We start from the raw sequence: 16,326 nt of genomic DNA on the forward strand, positions 1-16,326 counted from the left end.
GTTTACCCAAGGGGTTTTCTAATGTCCATTTTAAGGGGTGCACTCTATTACAGCCGGCAGGCGTTTATCTTGGATCGGCCGTTTACGATCACCATGCCGACCAGCGGACAGCATCAGAACTATCCGGGTTACGGCAACCGGGACTACGCCAAGTATTTCCGGAGTAAAGAAGTCAGCTTCCCGTTCGATACCTATTCGGCCGATAAGTCGACCTTCTACCCGAAGAACACCTGGATCAACATTCCGGTCAATCAAATCGTCACCGAATTCTTCCTGCCTGTGTGGGTCGACGAGGGCGACTATACCGTCCAGTTCCGCAACATCGCGGAAAATGCGCCGGGCGACTCCCCGACGCAGCAGGACGCGAACTTCGATCTTGCCAACCATGTCGCATCGGACACCGTAGACGTCGAAGTTATCGGCCGTCTGTACGACTTCCATATTACGGACATCGCCGATTACAACTGGGAACGCGTCTTCCGCACGCAGATCGGCAGCGCCGTCCATACCGGACTTACCTACTGGACCGGACTGCTGGGCATCGACGGAGCGGCCCGGGGCAACGCTTCGCCGTTCACCCTTCCGATTCTGCCGGGGAGCAATCCGCTGGAAGGGATGAAGAACGTGACGGTCAAGACCGGCTACCACGTGAAATTCGATTTGAAAACGAAAGGCAACATGTTCGGCCGGCAGGACGGCATCCGCATTACGCCGAGCTTTACGTTCGTCAGCCGGGACGGCCAAACGAAAACGCCGGTCGATCTGTATTACAACGACGACCACCGGACGTTCATCCAGGTCGGTTCGCCGCGCGATACGGAGAAGCGCTACGTGATCTTGAACGATCGGCTGCGCAGCGTGCCGGAGGAGGAACTGAGCGACACGGCCCGGAACAAATACAATCACGATTACGGATTCGCCGAAGTCGGCAGCGTCAGCCGGGAGATGTTCGTGAGCGACTACATCCGCCGGTTCACCAAGCTCAAGACGCCGGTCGGCGGCTACGATCTGCTGCTGCTGCCGGAACAGATCCGAACGTTGATCGGGCCGAAAAGCAGCCTGCCGCCGTCCGTCGATTACGAGCGGGCCAACGCGGCGGTGCAGCGGTGGTACGGCGAATACAGCCTGCCCGGCGATCCGTACGTCGTCGCCAAAGGCACCGACCTGGCGGAATACGGGCGGACGCATCGCGGACTGACCAAGCGCGATCCTATCTTTCTGCGGGACGGTTACATCATCTTGAACTTCAACATCGAGAGCATCCGGGAAGGCAACCTGGCGAGTCCCCATCTGCAGTACATTCATGCGCCGCTGATGAACCAGTGGCAGAAGGAAGGATTTCGGCGCGGCGTCCGGGATTCGTGGGGCAATAGGTTCGCGCTGCAGGACGGAGACATCGTGTTCTTCAACGCGGATAAGTCGTACAAGGACGATTTTCAGGTGCAGGTGCCGCATTGACGGTATGTCCCGGAGGAAGCCGGACATGAAAAAGCGATCCCCGGCCGAAGCCATGGGATCGCTAATATCAGGCCTGTCTGTCATCTCCCTCAGCCTACGGAAGCGGCACGGAGAGGGGAGGAGGCATCGTCGACGGTTGACGGGAGACGGCCGGGTATCGTCTATCACACCGGCACGTCTTTGCGCCCTTTCTTCATCGGAGAGCCGCAGAGCGGACACGGCTTGTGGGCCGCGTTCATATCCTTGCTGTGCATGATGCGCGTCCAGGCGACGCAGGAGTCGGACGTGCACAGCCAGACCGGTACGCTCTGTGTTCTCGCCGGAGCCGCAGCGCCGCGGCTTTGGCCGGAGCTTCCCGGTTGAGCATCCGCCCGGCCCATTCGGCCCGTTCGGACTTTGCCGAACCGCCCGGGATCGGGAGCGCCGACCCGGCGGCCGCCGAATTCGGCGCGCGAAGCGGCATCGGAAGCGGAGGTGTCCTGGCCGAACGCGGACAGAAGGAAGCGCGATACGGCCGCTTTTTTGCCGCGCTGCATGGCGGGCGAACTGACGAACAGCTGCTCTTTCGCCCGCGTCACGGCGACATAGGCCAGACGACGCTCTTCTTCGAGCGCTTCGGCATAGCTGGCGTCGCCTTCCAGTCCTACGCGGGTATCGCGCAGAGAGTCGGCCCCGAGCGCCGAAGAGTGCGGCAGCGTGCCTTCGGAAGCTCCGATCAGGAAGACGACGGGGAACTCCAGGCCCTTCGACTTGTGGATCGTCATCAACGCCACGCGGTTGCCCTGAGCCTGCGACTTCACGGCCGCGGTCTGCTGATTTCGCAGCAGCATGTCGTCGACGAAGGCGAGAAACGAGACGATGGAGTCGAAGCGTCCGGCGGACGTCTCCAGTTCGTCGAGCATTTCCTTGAGCATTTCCCGGTGCGAAGTCTGTTCGCTGTGTTCGCCCGCCTGGATATAGGCGTCATAGAAGCTTTGACGAATCTGAGTGATCGCGGCGGCCGGTACCAGGCCCTTGAGCGAACGGATCATTTCGAGCCGCTGACGGATCTTGTCCAGCTGGAAATCTTTCAGGCCGGGCAGCGTCAGCAGATGAACGAGAGGCCCCTTTTTGGGACGTCCGGCGTCCGTTTCGCGAATATGGGCCATGCCTTTGTCCCGAGCGATATACAGAGTCGGCAGCACGCTCGGCATCGCGTCGAAATCGCGTCGGTTGATCGACAGCCGCATGTGATCGAGCACCGGTTTGACGAGCCAATGCTCGTAGAGCAGCCGCCCGTCTCCGTAATCGATATGCGGGATATCGCGGATCACGAGCTGCTCCAGCACGGCGCGGTTGCTGCTCGAAGAACGATACAGAATCGCGAAATCGCCGTATTCCCGCCGGCCCGCCGCCACTTCGCGGCGGATGAATTCCACGACTTCGTTCGCTTCGTCGTCGGCGGAATCCGGACGCATGTACGCCGGAAGCAGCGATCCGCCGTTTGCGGCGCGCAGCGTCTTGTTTCTCCGCATTTTGTTGTGGCGGATGACTTCGTTGCCGAGGCCGACGATGGCCGGCACGGAGCGGTAGTTGATGTCCAGCGTGATGACGCGCGCTTTCGGATACAGCTTCTCGAATTCGAGAATGAATTCGCTGCGGGCGCCGTTGAACGAATAGATGGTCTGGTCGTCGTCGCCGACCACCATCAGGTTGTTGCGCGGCGCGGCGATCATTTTGACGATTTCGTATTGAAGCAGGTTCGTGTCCTGGAATTCGTCGACCATCAGATGGGTGAAGCGGCGGCGCAGGCGTTCGAGCAGCTCGGGACGCTGCTTCAGCATGGCGTGCGCGCCGGTCAGCACGTCGTCGAAGTCGATCTTGCCGTTCTCTTCCTTCCAGGCTTCGTAGCGCAGCAGAATACGCTTCATCTGCCGATCGGCTTCGCTCTTCTCCGGCAGCTGCTGCGCCGTCATCAGGTTCACCTTGTAGGAGGACAGCAGCGCCAGCAGGTTCTCCGGCGGATAGGCGTCCTGAAGGCTCAGTTCGCGCATGATTTGCTGCAGTTGGATATGCTGCCGCCGCGTGTCGCCGAAGATTTCTTTCTGGCCTCCCTGGCTGAACAGCAGCCACAGGCAGAACGAATGGAAGGTCCGGGCCTGAATGCGGCCGGCTTCGTATTCGCCGATTCCCGGCAGTCCGGCGATCCGTTCGCGCATCTCGGCCGCGGCCTTGCTGGAGAAGGTCAGCAGCAGAATGCCCGACGGTTCGATGCCGCGCACGTCGAGCAGATACCCCGTGCGGCAGACGAGCGTGCTGGTCTTGCCGGAGCCCGCGCCGGCAAGCGTCAGCAGCGGTCCTTCCGTGCAGCGTACGGCGGCGATCTGGGCGGGATTCAGACGAATGCCCGCCTGCTCCAGTCCGCGAAAATAAGCGGCGTCCAGCTCGCCGAGCTGTCCGCCGACCGATGCGGTCTGCCGCGCGGCGGCTCCCGCCGCGAGTTCGGCCCGGGGCACCCTGGCCGAGGATGCGCCGAAAGGTTTGTTTTCAAATTTGGATGTTGATCTCTCCACTGATTGTCCCCTCGATTCGTTCACTCGCTGCCGCCGCGGCCTGTGCCCGGCGAAGCGGCCCAAATGGCTCATTTTTCGGCGAAGTCCGGCTTGCGCCGCGCTGATTCCGTCAAAATTCCGATTTTATAAATGTATCACGAGCGCTTTACGAGCGTCAAAGGAAACAGCCGTCTTTTCCTTTATTTTCTCCTGACCCGCACGTCGATAGGGACAGAGAAGGGAGGGGAAGGCGCGGGAGACCGGATAGGCGAAGACGCGGCAAAAAGCCGTGCGTGCCCCGATCGGGACACGCACGGCTTTTTGTGCGGCTTCAACATAACCGGCAGATTAACATTTGCTCGTCTTGCCGAGTTCCGGCGGCGTGATGCGATAGGTAGTCAGGAACGCCGGACGGGCAAAAATCTCCGGGCGCTGCTGGGTGATGCCTTCGGACGTGTCGCGTTTCTTGTGCGCATGATTGTACGCTTCCGAACTCTGCCAGGCTTTGAAGCTCTCCTCGTCCTTCCAGACGGTGAGAATCACGTAGGTGTCGCCCTGCAGCGGACGCAGCACCCGGATGCCCGAGAAGCCCGGCATCTCTTCGACGCGGCGTGCACGTCCGAGGAATCTCTCTTCGAAAGCGGTCCGTCCGCCTTCGACGACCGGAATGTTGTTCATGACCGCATAGCTGCCGGCCAGCGAGCCCGAACTGTCGATCGCCTGGTAAGCGGAACGGGAGTCGATGGACGTATCCGGCGGCGTAACGGCTTCAAAAAGATACAGCGTTTCGTCTTCGCCGCTTAGCGTATACACATTGTCGAGCTGCGGATCTTCCGGCAGCGTACCGTGGAATAAATACAGAAACATACGAATCAACCTGCCTTTGCGTCAAAATGGGGATTTCTGACTGCGCCTAGAAACGGGAAAGCGTTCGTAAGCGGCGCGGTTCTACCTTCATTATACCCTCCTCGCAGCTTAAGGAAGCGACAGATGAAAGAACAGTCTGCGCAATGTCTGTATGCTGGCGAAAATTTTAAAGTCACGTTCGGGTTTAGGTTTACTTTATTGGAGTTAAAATTATTTTATGGAAATTAAATTCCATAAACCTCTCATGCTGTTGTCGCTAATAACATCCAGAGGGCGAGAAGTGAAAGATCCCAAAGAAACAGAAATTTATTCCGTTCAGGAGGAACTATGGTACAAAAAAACAGACAGCAAGAAAAAGCGGGAAAGTTGGTATTTGTTTGGGCCTTGGTTCTGTTTTTAATGGCGCAGCTGCTTCCGGTAAGTCAGAAAGCGGCGCATGCCGAAGATGCTTTTTCTTGGCAGACTTTAGGACAAGATTTTTTTACGGAAAGTAACGTTGCTAGACCTTCGCTTGCGGTTGACAAACAAAGCGGGAAAGTTTACGCGGCTTATCGCGATCAGGGAGCGGGCGGAAAAATTTCGGTCATGCAATACGACGGAACGGAATGGACTTACGTCGGTCAAAGAGGTGTTTCGACAGGCAGCGGAGATTATGTAGATATCGTCGTCGATAACGCTGGAACGCTTTACTTATCTTACCGAGATGATGCGCTTGAAAGTAAAGCCGTCGTTCTTGCTTATGGCGAAGGCGGATGGGCACCTTTAGGAATGCAGGTAGTTTCGGATTCTTCCGTTGGCAAAACTCAATTAGCGGTTGATCGATCCGGAACGTTGTATATCGCTTATTTCGATTACTCGAGGCAGGGGAAAATGACGGTAAAACGGTATGATCGTCTGTTTGCTTCGTGGGAAACGGTAGGGCAACCCGGATTTTCGCCGGGCAGTGGTTTTTATTTCGGTTTGGCAGTAAACCCGGTTAACGGAGATCCTTATGTGGCCTTTACAAGTAATGAAGAAGATCAAAAGGCTTTCATGATGAAATATGACGAAGGAACTTGGAGCATGGTAGGCTCAAGCGCTCTCTCATCAGGGCAGGCAACTTACCTTTCATTTGCATTCGATTCGACAGGAATTCCTTACGTAGCCTACCAAGACGGGACTGATTTTTATTCCGCTTCGGTAATGAGGTACGGTACGAACGGTTGGGAAGCAGTGTCTCCCTCCACCCTTCCCGGTACCGACATAAATGGTGCCGAGCTTGCGACCGACCCGGTCAGCAACGACGTTTACTTGGGTTATCTAATATATATCGAAGACGAAGAGATCTACCAGGCTAATATTGTGAAGTATGACGGAACGGAATGGCGCTTAATCGGTCAAAGTGCGGCTTCGCAGCATGTCTTCGAATTGTCGTTCGCGACGGACTTGAACCGTTCCTTGTATGCGCTCTATTGGCATCCCGACGGACTTAGAGTCGATAAGTATGCGGCAGTCATCAGAAGCTACACGGTGAATTTCGAAACCACAGGCGGAAGCCCCGTACAAAGCGTGGTCGTAAACGCCAATTCGCCGGTAACGCAGCCTTCCCCTCCGACGCGGACTGGCTACACGTTCGACGGCTGGTACAGCGACAGTGCACTGACGACGCCGTATGACTTCTCGGCGCCGATCACGGCCAATACGACGCTGTACGCAAAGTGGACGGCGAACGGTTATACGGTGAATTTCGACTCGAACGAAGGCACCGAGGTTGAAAGCCAGACCGTGAACTATAACGAAACGGCGGCTGCGCCGTCGGCTCCGACGCGAACCGGCTACACGTTCGACGGCTGGTACAGCGACAGCGATCTGGAAACACCGTTCAACTTCAGCACACCGATTACGGCGGACACGACGCTCTACGCGAAGTGGTCGATCAACAGCTACACGGTAAGTTATGAAACGAACGGCGGAAGCGCGATAACCGATCAGACTGTCGACTATAATACAACGGTTACCGAACCGTCGGCTCCGACGCGAACCGGTTACACGTTCGGCGGCTGGTACAGCGACAGCGATCTGACGATTCCGTTCAACTTTAATGCGCCAATTACCGAGAATACGACGCTGTATGCGAAATGGACGTCCGCCGACGCAAGATTATCCGGCTTCTCCGTTGACCAAGGGACGTTGGACCCTGTCTTTATGGCTTCGACGTTCACCTATAACGTCAGAAACGTGCCAAATTCGGTAACGGCCTTGAATTTGAGCATAACCAAGGCCGACCGTAGGGCAAGTCTCGACGTAACGGGAGCGACCGAAGTTTCCGTGACAGACGATGTTTATGTGTATCGCGTAGCCGATCTGACGGTAGGCCCTAACCCGGTGCAGATTAAGGTCACGGCAGAAGACGATACCTTTACGACGTACAGCCTGACTATCGATCGGGCTGCCGCGCCGGTATCGCCGACTCCGACGACCCCGGTACCGGATCCGACTCCGACAACGCCTGCACCTGCTCCTGCACCATCGGCACCGACACCTACGCCAACTCCGGTTCCGACACCTGCTCCGGCTCCGGTACCGCCGGCACCGGCTCCGACGACGGCTCCGGTCTTCCAGAACGGCGTCGTTGACGGCGAGGCTCTGGTAAGCAGAATCTCCGCCGCCGCGAACAGTGCGCCTTCCGGCGCAGCGACATTGACGGATACGGGCGCGCACTGGGCACGGCAGGCAATCGGAACTTTTGCCAGACTCGGCTTCGTAACCGGCGATCCGGACGGGAGCTTCCGTCCGAATGATAAGATCACGCGCGGAGAGTTCGCGGCGATTCTGTCCCGCGTTTTCCCTGTCGAACAAGCGAGCGCGGCTGCGCCGGTCCTGAACGACGTCAACAATCATTGGGCGAACGAGTCAATCCGAAGGCTGGTAAGCGTAGGCGTTCTGAAAGGATACGGAGACGGCACATTCAGACCGAACCGGACAATCAGCCGGGAAGAAATGGCCGCCGTATTGTCTCGGATCGTTAATCTGAATGAAGTCAATAAGGATACTTCGAGAGGAAGTTTTGTCGATCAGTCGCAGATCAGCCCTTATGCGGCGGATGCGGTAAGACAAGCGGCCCAGGCCGGCATCGTCAGCGGTAAGCCGGGAGAAGTATTCGATCCGAAAGGACAGAGTTCCCGAGCCGAAGCGGTTGTCATTTTAAGCAATACGTTAAATTTGGATCCGCAAATTTGGGTGATCTTGAACAATCTTGAATAAAACTTTAAATATCTATTTTCGACTGATTCAAACATAGAAAAGGAGTTTCTGATACTCTTGCAATGAAAAGTTTCTGTTTAGGACCGTCGATTTTATTCGACGGTCTTTTTTTGTTAAAAGAAACCAGGAACAGAAAGTGAGCAGAACTTATGTCGCGCGGCTCTGCGTTCTTCTTCGTTTGCCTTGCGCCTTTTCCGCAAGCCTTCACCCATCGCCCCGCCGAAACTCGTTCGGCGTGCGCCCGGTCGCCTTCTTGAAGACGCGGCTGAAATACTTCTCGTCCTGGTATCCGACCAGTTCGGCAATGCGCACGACGAGCATGTCGGAGTCCAGCAGCAGCTGCTTGGCGCGCTCCAGCCGCACACCGGCCAGATAGTCGAACACGTTCTGACCGAACTGCCGCTTGAATCGCCGGGAAATGTATTCTCGGCTCAAAAAGAAGCGGTCCGTCAGGTCCTGGAGCGTCAATTCCTCCCGGTAGTGCTCGCGAATATAAGCCGCAATCTCTTCCATGACACCGGGGCCGCCGGCCGATCCGTCTTCGAACGCATGGATATATCCGCTTGAGCCGTCCGGCATCGCCCTGAACGGATTCAGCGCTTCCTGCGCCTGCAGATACGAGGCCCGGAGCCCTTCCCCGAACCCGTCGGCGCATCCGCCGAGTCCGAAATGCAGCGGTTCGCCGAGCACGCCGGCGAATCCTTCATTCATGCGGGCCAGCCTGTCCCCGACATGCGCGGCGCCGCTCCAAAAAAAGACCACCAATTCGCGTTCCTGGCCCAGGTTGCGGAACGCATAGCCTTCCCGGCCTCGGCCCAGCAGCTCGTTGGCCACGTTGGCGAGTGTAAAGAACAACAGCTCCGTTCGGCCGGCGTATTTGTGCCAGAGCGGCGAATCGTCGCCCGGGCGGATGACGGCGCTGCGCACCGTGCCCGAAATTCCGGCCAGGCCGAATTCGCCGATAAGTTCCCGTTCGGCCGTCTCTCTCGCGGCCGGGCCTCCCAGCAGGTCGGAGCACAGCTTATCGCGGTACATCGGCTTGAATCGATTGACTTCCATGGTCTGTTCGAGCAGCCTGCGGCGGCTCTCTTCGCCGCTGCGCCAGCTCTCTACCGCTCTCCCGAAAGCTTCGTTGAGCTGATCGCCGTCGATCGGCTTCAGCAGATAGTCCATTCCGCCGTAGCGGAGCGTCTGGCGGGCGAAGTCGAAGTCGCCGTGCCCGCTGATGACCAACGTCTTCGTCTCCGGCGTGCTCCGGCTGATCCATTCCAGCAGGTCGATTCCTCCGCCCGCCGGCATGATCATGTCCGTCAGGACGATCTGCGGCGCGTGCCGCTCGATCATCGCTACCGCCTCGCGGCCGCTGGAAGCTTCCCACACTTCGGCCGGTTCGTACCGCTCCCAATCGATCAGGAGGCGGATCGCCTCCCGAACATGGGCTTCGTCGTCCACAATCAGCACTCTCATCTCGGGCCTCCCCATATCTGTCCGCATTCCCTGTCCATTTCTTTATCTCCGAATTTCTTCTTCGCCGAACAGCGGAATCCGCAGCGTGACCTGGAGTCCGCCTTCGAGCGCCCGGCTCAGGAAGACGGCGGAAGATTCGCCGAAGTACAGCCGGAGCCGATCGCCGACGCTGCGCAGGCCGATCTGCGAGGATTCGGTATTCTGGCCGAACACCAGCGGCCGGTCCAACATGTCCTGCAGCTGCCGCCGCTGCTCCGGTTCGATGCCCGGGCCGTTGTCGGCGACGATGACGATCAATTCGCGCCGCGGGAGAATGTCGCCCGCCGGATATTCGCGCTCGCTCACCCCGCGCACCGTTCGCATCCCGCGTTCCGATTCCGCAGGCGCGATCTCATATGCCGCATCCGTAAAGCCGCTTCGCGCCGCAGGGGTCTTCTCCGATCCGTCGCCGTCCGGCTGGACGCCTGCCGCTTCCCTCCACGCGGGCATGCCCTCGGCGTCCCGTCTTACGAAAGCCCGGATCCGCAGCACGCCTTCCTGTTCCAGCGCTTCTCCCGCATGCTTGAAATAGTTTTCCGCCAGCGGCTGCAGGATCATCCGAGGGACCTGCACGTTTTTCGCTTCCGGCTCCACTTCGAGAGAGAAGCGGAAGTTTCCGCGGAAGCGATGCCGCTGCAGTCCCAAATAATCCTGGACATAATCGATTTCGCGGCTGAGCGGGACGAAGGCGTCGCCGACATGCATATTATAATGCATCATCCGGCCCAGCGAGGAGATTAGGCCGTAGACCTCTTTATCGCCTTTTTTCAAAGCCAGCGTCGCGATCGACTGGAGGGCATTGTTCAGAAAATGCGGATTGACCTGCGCTTCGAGCGCGCGCAGCTGATTGGTCTTGTTCATGATCTCCAGCCGGTACTGCTTCAGGATCGAGTCGTTCAGCCGCCGGACCATGCCTTCGAACCGCCGCGACAGCACGCCGAATTCGTCGGTCCGGTTTGTCTCCAGCTCCAGCGGGACCCCGCCGGATTCCACCTGCTGCATGCCGCGGATCAGCTTGCGGATCGGCTGGGTGAATTTCAGCGAGATGAATGCCGTCGCCACGACGACCACGATCAGCGACAGCGCGCCGACGCCGGCGTTCAGCAGCAGAATCTGGCGTTCGCGGCGGTACAGCGTGTCGGCGCCCACGCTTTTGACGAGCGTCCAGTCGGCGAGAGGGCTGCGAATCTTTTCGTAAAAAAGGAAGGAGTCGCTGCCGTCTTTTTGCACGGTATAGCCCGATTCGCGTTCCGCCGCCAGCACGTCGTCCAGCCCGTTCAGTTCCGGCTTTTCGCCCAGCCGGTCCTCCGGTCCGACAATCAGCCGTCCTTCGCTGTCCACGATATAGACTTCCTCGCCTTCGGCCGCCAGGCGTTCGGTCAGCGAACGAAGGAACTCGATTCGAACGTCGATCGCCAGGAGCCCGGCTTTCTCGTTGCGCGGAATGTCGTAAACGATCCGGTTGAAGGTGAACACGTCGGTCGACCGCTCCTCGTTTTCCGGACGAAGCCGGTAGCTGCCGGCCCGGTGGGTCACCCCCGCGAACGCCTGCATGTCCCATTTTCGGTATTCGGGGAGCTGATCCTGACGGGTGGGGCCGTAAGGCTTGCCCGCGTAATAGAGATAGGAATTGCTGCTCTCGTCGATATGCAAAAAGACCTGGTAAATCCCGTCCATCGCGTAATAGGTGCGCCTCAGCGCGCCCATGACGTCGTTGCGGTCGAGCCCCGATTCCAATTCGTCCGAGCCGGACAGGATAATGTCGATCAAGGTGTCGCCGTAGACGGATTCGTCGTAAATTTGCAGCGACAGCTTGTTGACCGTATCGAGATAGTTGACGATATTCGTCTGTCCTTGGAAGAGCAGGCTGGCGTTGTCTTCGATCGCGCTGCGCTTGACGTTTTCCTTGGTCAGGTTGTAAGCGATCAGTGTAGAGAGCAGAATGGGCAGGGCGGTAGCGAACACCAGAAACACGATCAGCTTGCTGCGGATAGACTGACGGATCATTCGGCTCTCCTTTCTTCGGACAGAGGTCAATATAGTCCACTTAATTCGTCATTTGTTTCCATGTTAGCGCTTACTTTTAGAGCATATAATAAACGCGTAGACGAAAAAAGAACAAAACGGGGGGTGTACCATTTTGGCAGGACGCAAGCGCTGGATGAACCTGTTGATGCAAAGCGTATTTCTGGGTCCGTCGCTGCTTTTCTTCATTATAGTCGTCGTCATCCCGTTTTTCCTGGGCATGTACTATTCGTTCACGGACTGGAACGGGGTCGCGATTACCGTCAATTGGGTGGGGGCACGCAACTTCACCGCCATGTTTGCGGACGCGAAATTTTGGGCTTCCTTCTGGTTCACCATTCGATTCACCCTTGCCGTCGTCATCCTGACGAACGTGATCGCGTTCCTGCTCGCGCTGCTGCTCGTTCAGCCGCTTAGAATGCGCAATCTGCTGCGGACGCTCTTCTTCATCCCGAACGTCATCGGCGGGCTGCTGCTCGGCTTCATCTGGCAGTTCATCTTCATCCGCGGTTTCGCGGCCGTAGGCAAGGCGACCGGCATCGGATTCTTCAATCTCGAATGGCTCGGCACGGAAGCGACCGGCTTCTGGGGCATCGTCATCGTGTTCGTCTGGCAGGCCGCCGGCTACATGATGATCATCTATATCGCCGGGCTGATGAACGTCGATCGTTCGCTGATCGAAGCCGCCGAGATCGACGGGGCCGGTTACGGCCAGAAACTTCGTTTCGTGACATTCCCGCTGGTCATGCCGGCCGTTACGGTCTGCCTGTTCCTGTCGATGTCCAACGCGTTCAAAATGTTCGACCTCAACCTCGCGCTGACGCGGGGCGGACCGTTCGGCTCGACCGAGTCGCTCGCGCTCAATATCTACACCGAGGCGTTCACGAACAGCAACTACGGACTCGGCACGGCAAAAGCGCTTCTGTTCTTCGTGATCGTGGCGCTCGTCTCGTCGCTTCAAGTCTGGTTTACGAAGAGAAGGGAGGTACAGTCCTAAATGGAGACGAGCCGCAAGTATTCCTGGCGCACGCTGCTGCTCGAGGTCATCGCCGTCCTGCTGGCGCTGCTGTTCCTCGTTCCCTTCTACTTCGTCATCGTGAATTCGCTGAAGAAGTTCGCCGATATCCTGAAAAATTCGGCCTCGCTTCCGAAAGCCGTCACGTTCGACAACTTTACGCGGGCCTGGGACATTCTCGATTTTCCGAAAGCGTTCACCAACTCGCTCGTCATTACGATTTTGGCAAACGTGCTGCTGGCGCTGTTCTGCTCGATGGCCGCGTACCGTCTGGTTCGCTTCCCGAGCCGATTCAACAATATCGTGTTTATGGCGTTCGTCGCGGCGATGGTCATTCCGTTCCAGTCGATCATGATTCCGCTGGTGCGGGTCGCGGCCAACCTGAATTTGACGGGCAATCTGCCGGGTCTGATTATCTGTTATCTGGGCTTCGGAGCCTCGTTGACCATCTTCCTCTTCCACGGTTTCGTGAAGTCGGTGCCGATCGAGGTCGAGGAAGCGGGCATCGTGGACGGCTGCTCGCCGTTCGGCGTCTTCTTCCGGATCGTCATGCCGCTGCTTAAGCCGATGATCGTGACGGTGTTCATCCTGAACACGCTGTGGATCTGGAACGACTTCCTGCTCCCGCTGCTGATTATCGGAGGCAATGCGGAGCTTCGAACGATTCCGCTGGCGACCAACGCGTTCTTCTCGCAGTACACGAAGCAGTGGGACCTGGCGCTCGCGGGGCTGCTGATGGGTATCACGCCGATCATCATTTTCTTCCTTGCGCTTCAAAAGCATATTATCGCCGGCATCGCGGCCGGCGCCGTAAAAGGCTGATTGCAGGACCGACAAACGGGCAAGTTGCATGATCACATAAAAGCAATTCTATTGTAAACGCTTGCCGAACGATTGGAAAGAGTCGGAAAGTTCGAGGGAATACCGTTTCAGCACATTTGGAAGGCCGCTTCGACACACACAAAAGGGAGGCTGTACACATGAAGAAAACGAGCTTTCTCACCATGGCGCTGCTGCTGATGATTTCGCTGCTCGCCGCCTGCGGAGGCGGAGGCGCCATGCCGAATCCGGAAGCCGGAACGAACGGAACGGGCACGACAGCCGGTACGGGCGGTACGGATGCGGGAACCGGAACGGACGGCGATACGCCGACTTCCGACGTTACGCTTAAGATGTTCCAGTTCAAAGTCGAAATCGCGGACGCGATGGAGAAGCTGCTGGCCGAGTATAAAAAAGAAACCGGCGTCAATATCACGATCGAAACGGTCGGCGGCGGCGCGGACTACGGCGCGGCGCTGAAAGCGAAATTCGCTTCGGGCGACGAGCCGGACATTTTCAACAACGGCGGCTATAACGAAGCTCAGCTGTGGAAAGACCGTATGGAAGACCTGTCCGATCAGCCTTGGGTGGCCGACCTGACCGATAACGTGAAAGATCCGATGACCATGGACGGCAAGCTGTACGGCCTGCCGATGAACATCGAAGGTTACGGCTTCCTGTACAACAAAGCGCTGTTCGAGCAGGCCGGCATCACGGAAATTCCGACGACGCTTACGGAACTGCGCGAAGCGGCGCAGAAGCTGAAAGACGCGGGCATTACGCCGTTCGAGAACGGCTACCAGGAATGGTGGGTCATCGGCCAGCATTTGGTCAACGACGCTTACGCCAAACAGGAAGACCCGGACAAGTTCATCGAAGAGTGGAGAGCGGGCAAGACGTCCGTCGTCGACAACGAAATCTTCAACGACTGGATCAACCTGGTCGACCTGACGATGGAATTCAGCAACGACCGTCCGCTGACGACCGACTACAACACGCAGATGACGGAGTTCGCTTCCGGCATGGCGGCGATGACGCAGCAGGGCAACTGGACGCAGGTGCAGATCGACGGCATCGATCCGGAGATCGAAATCGGCATCCTGCCGATGCCGATCAACGACGACGAAGCGCTGAACGACAACATTTTCGTCGGCGTGCCGAACAACTGGGTCGTGAACAAAAACTCGGCCAATAAAGAAGAAGCGAAGAAATTCCTCAACTGGATGGTCACGTCCGAAACGGGCAAACGCTACACGGTCGAAGAGTTCAAATTCATTCCGGCCCTCAAAACGATCACGTACGAACCGGAACAGCTCGGCGACATCGCCGCGGGCATCCAGGAATACGTGCAGGCCGACAAGACGCTCGGCTGGCAGTGGCCGAAGCTGCCGGACGGCACAAGCCAGGAATTCGGCGCCCTGATGCAGGCTTACGTGGCGAAGAAGATCACCAAGGAAGAGCTGTTCAAGCAGATGGATGCGACGGTGCTGAAATTGGCGAAGAAATAAGGATTGGGAATGAAGTGAATGGGCGAACCGGCTCTGAGAGAATCACAGCCCGGCAGCCTTAAGAAAGCCGCTTTCGCAGGGATGATACCTGCGAAAGCGGCTTTTTTATAAAGGTCTTTAATACAAGGACTTGAGGTTAGAAGCTAATCTCTCCAATATCATATTTTTCTTTACACACCCTATAATATAGGGTATAAAAAGAGTATCCTAAAAGTTAGAGGTTGAACTTATGTCAGAAGGGGAAATTGAACAATCGCGAAAATTTGTTGAACTTTCAAGCTTTACATCAGCATGGCGGCAGTTAGGGCTTACAGAAGATGATCTGCTGGAACTGGAAACCATACTTATGAAATCACCGAAGGCAGCACCCGTAATAAGAGGGACCGGAGGACTTCGAAAGATTCGCTTTGCACCTTCTCACACGAACAAAGGTAAGAGTGGATCTTATCGGGTAACTTATTTGGATATCGATCAGGAATTTTTAATTATACTTCTTGTTGTCTTTAATAAAAGTGAAAGCGATAACCTAAGCCAAGCCGAAAGAAATAACTTAAAAAAAATAGTAGAACGATTAAAAACTTATTACGGAGGGGATTAGCATGAGCAGTTCTTATTATAATGCGCTGGAAGCAAGTTTGAATGAGGCGGTCGAATTCGCAAAAGGGGATCCAAAAAAAGGAACGGTTCGCGAACTCAAATTCAAACCACTTCCGAAGTTTTCTAAAGCTGAAGTCAAAGAAATCCGTACTAATACGCATCTTTCCGCAGCCGCCTTTGCAAATGTGCTCGGAGTTTCCGTAAAGACGGTCGAAGCTTGGGAAACAGGAACTTCCAACCCAACAGGTTCTTCCCAAAGATTTCTCCAGGTGCTTAAGGAAAAACCGGAATTCGCCAAAGAATTTATCTTATCTTGAAATTGCTAAGATAAGAAATACGGGAGGAGCCGCTTTCACAGGCAGAAATGTTTGTGGAAGCGGCTTTTTTTGAAATTCGATAGGAAGAGAAAAGAAATATGTTAAGCGACGACCGTGTAACCCAATCTTTCGATGATCGTTTTCAACTCTTCCGGAGCTACCCGGTCCGCGTCGTAGACGGCTTTCACTTTACCGGAGTTGAACAGCACTTTCGCTTCTTCGACGCCGTCTGTTTTCTTCAATGCGCCTTCGATTTTTTTGATGCAGGACGGGCAGGTGAGAGGTTCCAATTGAAATTTTACCGCGGTCATGTCAATCTCTCCTTTGTTTTTTCTGCCTTAAGTATAGAGCGCTCCTCTGCGGCGTTCCTTGACGGAGATCAAGTTATTTCGCCTCGAAATCTCTTAAGATCAGGGAAGAGGAAAATAACCGTCCCGCGA

11 protein-coding genes and 1 pseudogene are annotated in these 16,326 nt (G+C 56.5%); 7 read left to right on the forward strand and 5 right to left on the reverse strand.

Features of this window, described 5'->3' with window-relative positions; all coding sequences use genetic code 11:
• A pseudogene (locus tag GYN08_RS22085) lies at nucleotides 1-1,458 on the forward strand (DUF5704 domain-containing protein); the annotation flags it as partial.
• A 164-nt stretch (nucleotides 1,459-1,622) separates the two neighbouring features.
• On the opposite strand, the gene GYN08_RS22090 reads toward GYN08_RS22085, so the two are convergent.
• Nucleotides 1,623-4,010 (reverse strand): UvrD-helicase domain-containing protein, encoded by a 2,388-nt coding sequence (locus GYN08_RS22090; RefSeq protein WP_328802998.1) that lies wholly within the window; start codon nucleotides 4,008-4,010, stop codon nucleotides 1,623-1,625.
• Between the two features lie 327 nt (nucleotides 4,011-4,337).
• Nucleotides 4,338-4,856, reverse strand: coding sequence for an antibiotic biosynthesis monooxygenase family protein (locus GYN08_RS22095; RefSeq protein WP_166279442.1), 519 nt, complete (start codon nucleotides 4,854-4,856; stop codon nucleotides 4,338-4,340).
• Between the two features lie 1,290 nt (nucleotides 4,857-6,146).
• Here GYN08_RS22095 and GYN08_RS22100 point away from each other — a divergent pair.
• Nucleotides 6,147-8,099, forward strand: coding sequence for an InlB B-repeat-containing protein (locus GYN08_RS22100; RefSeq protein ID WP_166279445.1), 1,953 nt, complete (start codon nucleotides 6,147-6,149; stop codon nucleotides 8,097-8,099).
• Between the two features lie 204 nt (nucleotides 8,100-8,303).
• Here GYN08_RS22100 and GYN08_RS22105 read toward each other — a convergent pair whose 3' ends face one another.
• A complete protein-coding gene (locus GYN08_RS22105) occupies nucleotides 8,304-9,566 on the reverse strand; it encodes a response regulator (RefSeq protein ID WP_166279448.1) in 1,263 nt (420 codons plus the stop codon).
• 42 nt (nucleotides 9,567-9,608) lie between these two features.
• Nucleotides 9,609-11,612, reverse strand: coding sequence for a cache domain-containing sensor histidine kinase (locus GYN08_RS22110; RefSeq protein ID WP_166279451.1), 2,004 nt, complete (start codon nucleotides 11,610-11,612; stop codon nucleotides 9,609-9,611).
• A gap of 154 nt (nucleotides 11,613-11,766) precedes the next feature.
• On the opposite strand from GYN08_RS22110, the gene GYN08_RS22115 reads away from it, so the two are divergent.
• The 5 genes from GYN08_RS22115 to nadS all read left to right on the forward strand — a co-directional run bounded on the left by GYN08_RS22115 (nucleotide 11,767) and on the right by nadS (nucleotide 15,886).
• Entirely contained in the window at nucleotides 11,767-12,627 is an 861-nt protein-coding gene (locus GYN08_RS22115; RefSeq protein WP_166279615.1) for a carbohydrate ABC transporter permease, read from the forward strand.
• Entirely contained in the window at nucleotides 12,628-13,467 is an 840-nt protein-coding gene (locus GYN08_RS22120) for a carbohydrate ABC transporter permease (protein ID WP_166279454.1), read from the forward strand. It begins immediately after the preceding gene.
• Nucleotides 13,468-13,625: 158 nt separating this feature from the next.
• A complete protein-coding gene (locus tag GYN08_RS22125) occupies nucleotides 13,626-14,972 on the forward strand; it encodes an ABC transporter substrate-binding protein (protein ID WP_166279457.1) in 1,347 nt (448 codons plus the stop codon).
• Between the two features lie 229 nt (nucleotides 14,973-15,201).
• On the forward strand, nucleotides 15,202-15,570 hold the full coding sequence (locus tag GYN08_RS22130) for an addiction module toxin RelE (protein WP_166279460.1): 369 nt from the start codon (nucleotides 15,202-15,204) through the stop codon (nucleotides 15,568-15,570).
• Nucleotide 15,571: 1 nt separating this feature from the next.
• The gene (gene nadS / locus GYN08_RS22135; protein WP_166279463.1) at nucleotides 15,572-15,886 is read left to right on the forward strand and encodes a NadS family protein; all 315 of its coding nucleotides are present in this window, start codon (nucleotides 15,572-15,574) and stop codon (nucleotides 15,884-15,886) included.
• Nucleotides 15,887-15,987: 101 nt separating this feature from the next.
• Here nadS and GYN08_RS22140 read toward each other — a convergent pair whose 3' ends face one another.
• Nucleotides 15,988-16,197, reverse strand: coding sequence for a heavy-metal-associated domain-containing protein (locus GYN08_RS22140; RefSeq protein ID WP_166279466.1), 210 nt, complete (start codon nucleotides 16,195-16,197; stop codon nucleotides 15,988-15,990).
• Nucleotides 16,198-16,326 lie beyond the last annotated feature (129 nt).

It is taken from the genome of Saccharibacillus alkalitolerans (assembly GCF_011090185.1).
GTDB classification, from domain to species: Bacteria; Bacillota; Bacilli; order Paenibacillales; family Paenibacillaceae; genus Saccharibacillus; species Saccharibacillus alkalitolerans.

What these genes read in the sequence shown, in the direction of transcription:
- GYN08_RS22095 (WP_166279442.1), bottom strand. Translation starts at nt 4,856, where the DNA reads ATGTTTCTGTATTTATTCCACGGTACGCTGCCGGAAGATCCGCAGCTC.
- GYN08_RS22105 (WP_166279448.1), bottom strand. Translation starts at nt 9,566, where the DNA reads ATGAGAGTGCTGATTGTGGACGACGAAGCCCATGTTCGGGAGGCGATC.
- GYN08_RS22110 (WP_166279451.1), bottom strand. Translation starts at nt 11,612, where the DNA reads ATGATCCGTCAGTCTATCCGCAGCAAGCTGATCGTGTTTCTGGTGTTC.
- GYN08_RS22115 (WP_166279615.1), top strand. Translation starts at nt 11,767, where the DNA reads ATGAACCTGTTGATGCAAAGCGTATTTCTGGGTCCGTCGCTGCTTTTC.
- GYN08_RS22120 (WP_166279454.1), top strand. Translation starts at nt 12,628, where the DNA reads ATGGAGACGAGCCGCAAGTATTCCTGGCGCACGCTGCTGCTCGAGGTC.
- GYN08_RS22125 (WP_166279457.1), top strand. Translation starts at nt 13,626, where the DNA reads ATGAAGAAAACGAGCTTTCTCACCATGGCGCTGCTGCTGATGATTTCG.
- GYN08_RS22130 (WP_166279460.1), top strand. Translation starts at nt 15,202, where the DNA reads ATGTCAGAAGGGGAAATTGAACAATCGCGAAAATTTGTTGAACTTTCA.
- nadS (WP_166279463.1), top strand. Translation starts at nt 15,572, where the DNA reads ATGAGCAGTTCTTATTATAATGCGCTGGAAGCAAGTTTGAATGAGGCG.
- GYN08_RS22140 (WP_166279466.1), bottom strand. Translation starts at nt 16,197, where the DNA reads ATGACCGCGGTAAAATTTCAATTGGAACCTCTCACCTGCCCGTCCTGC.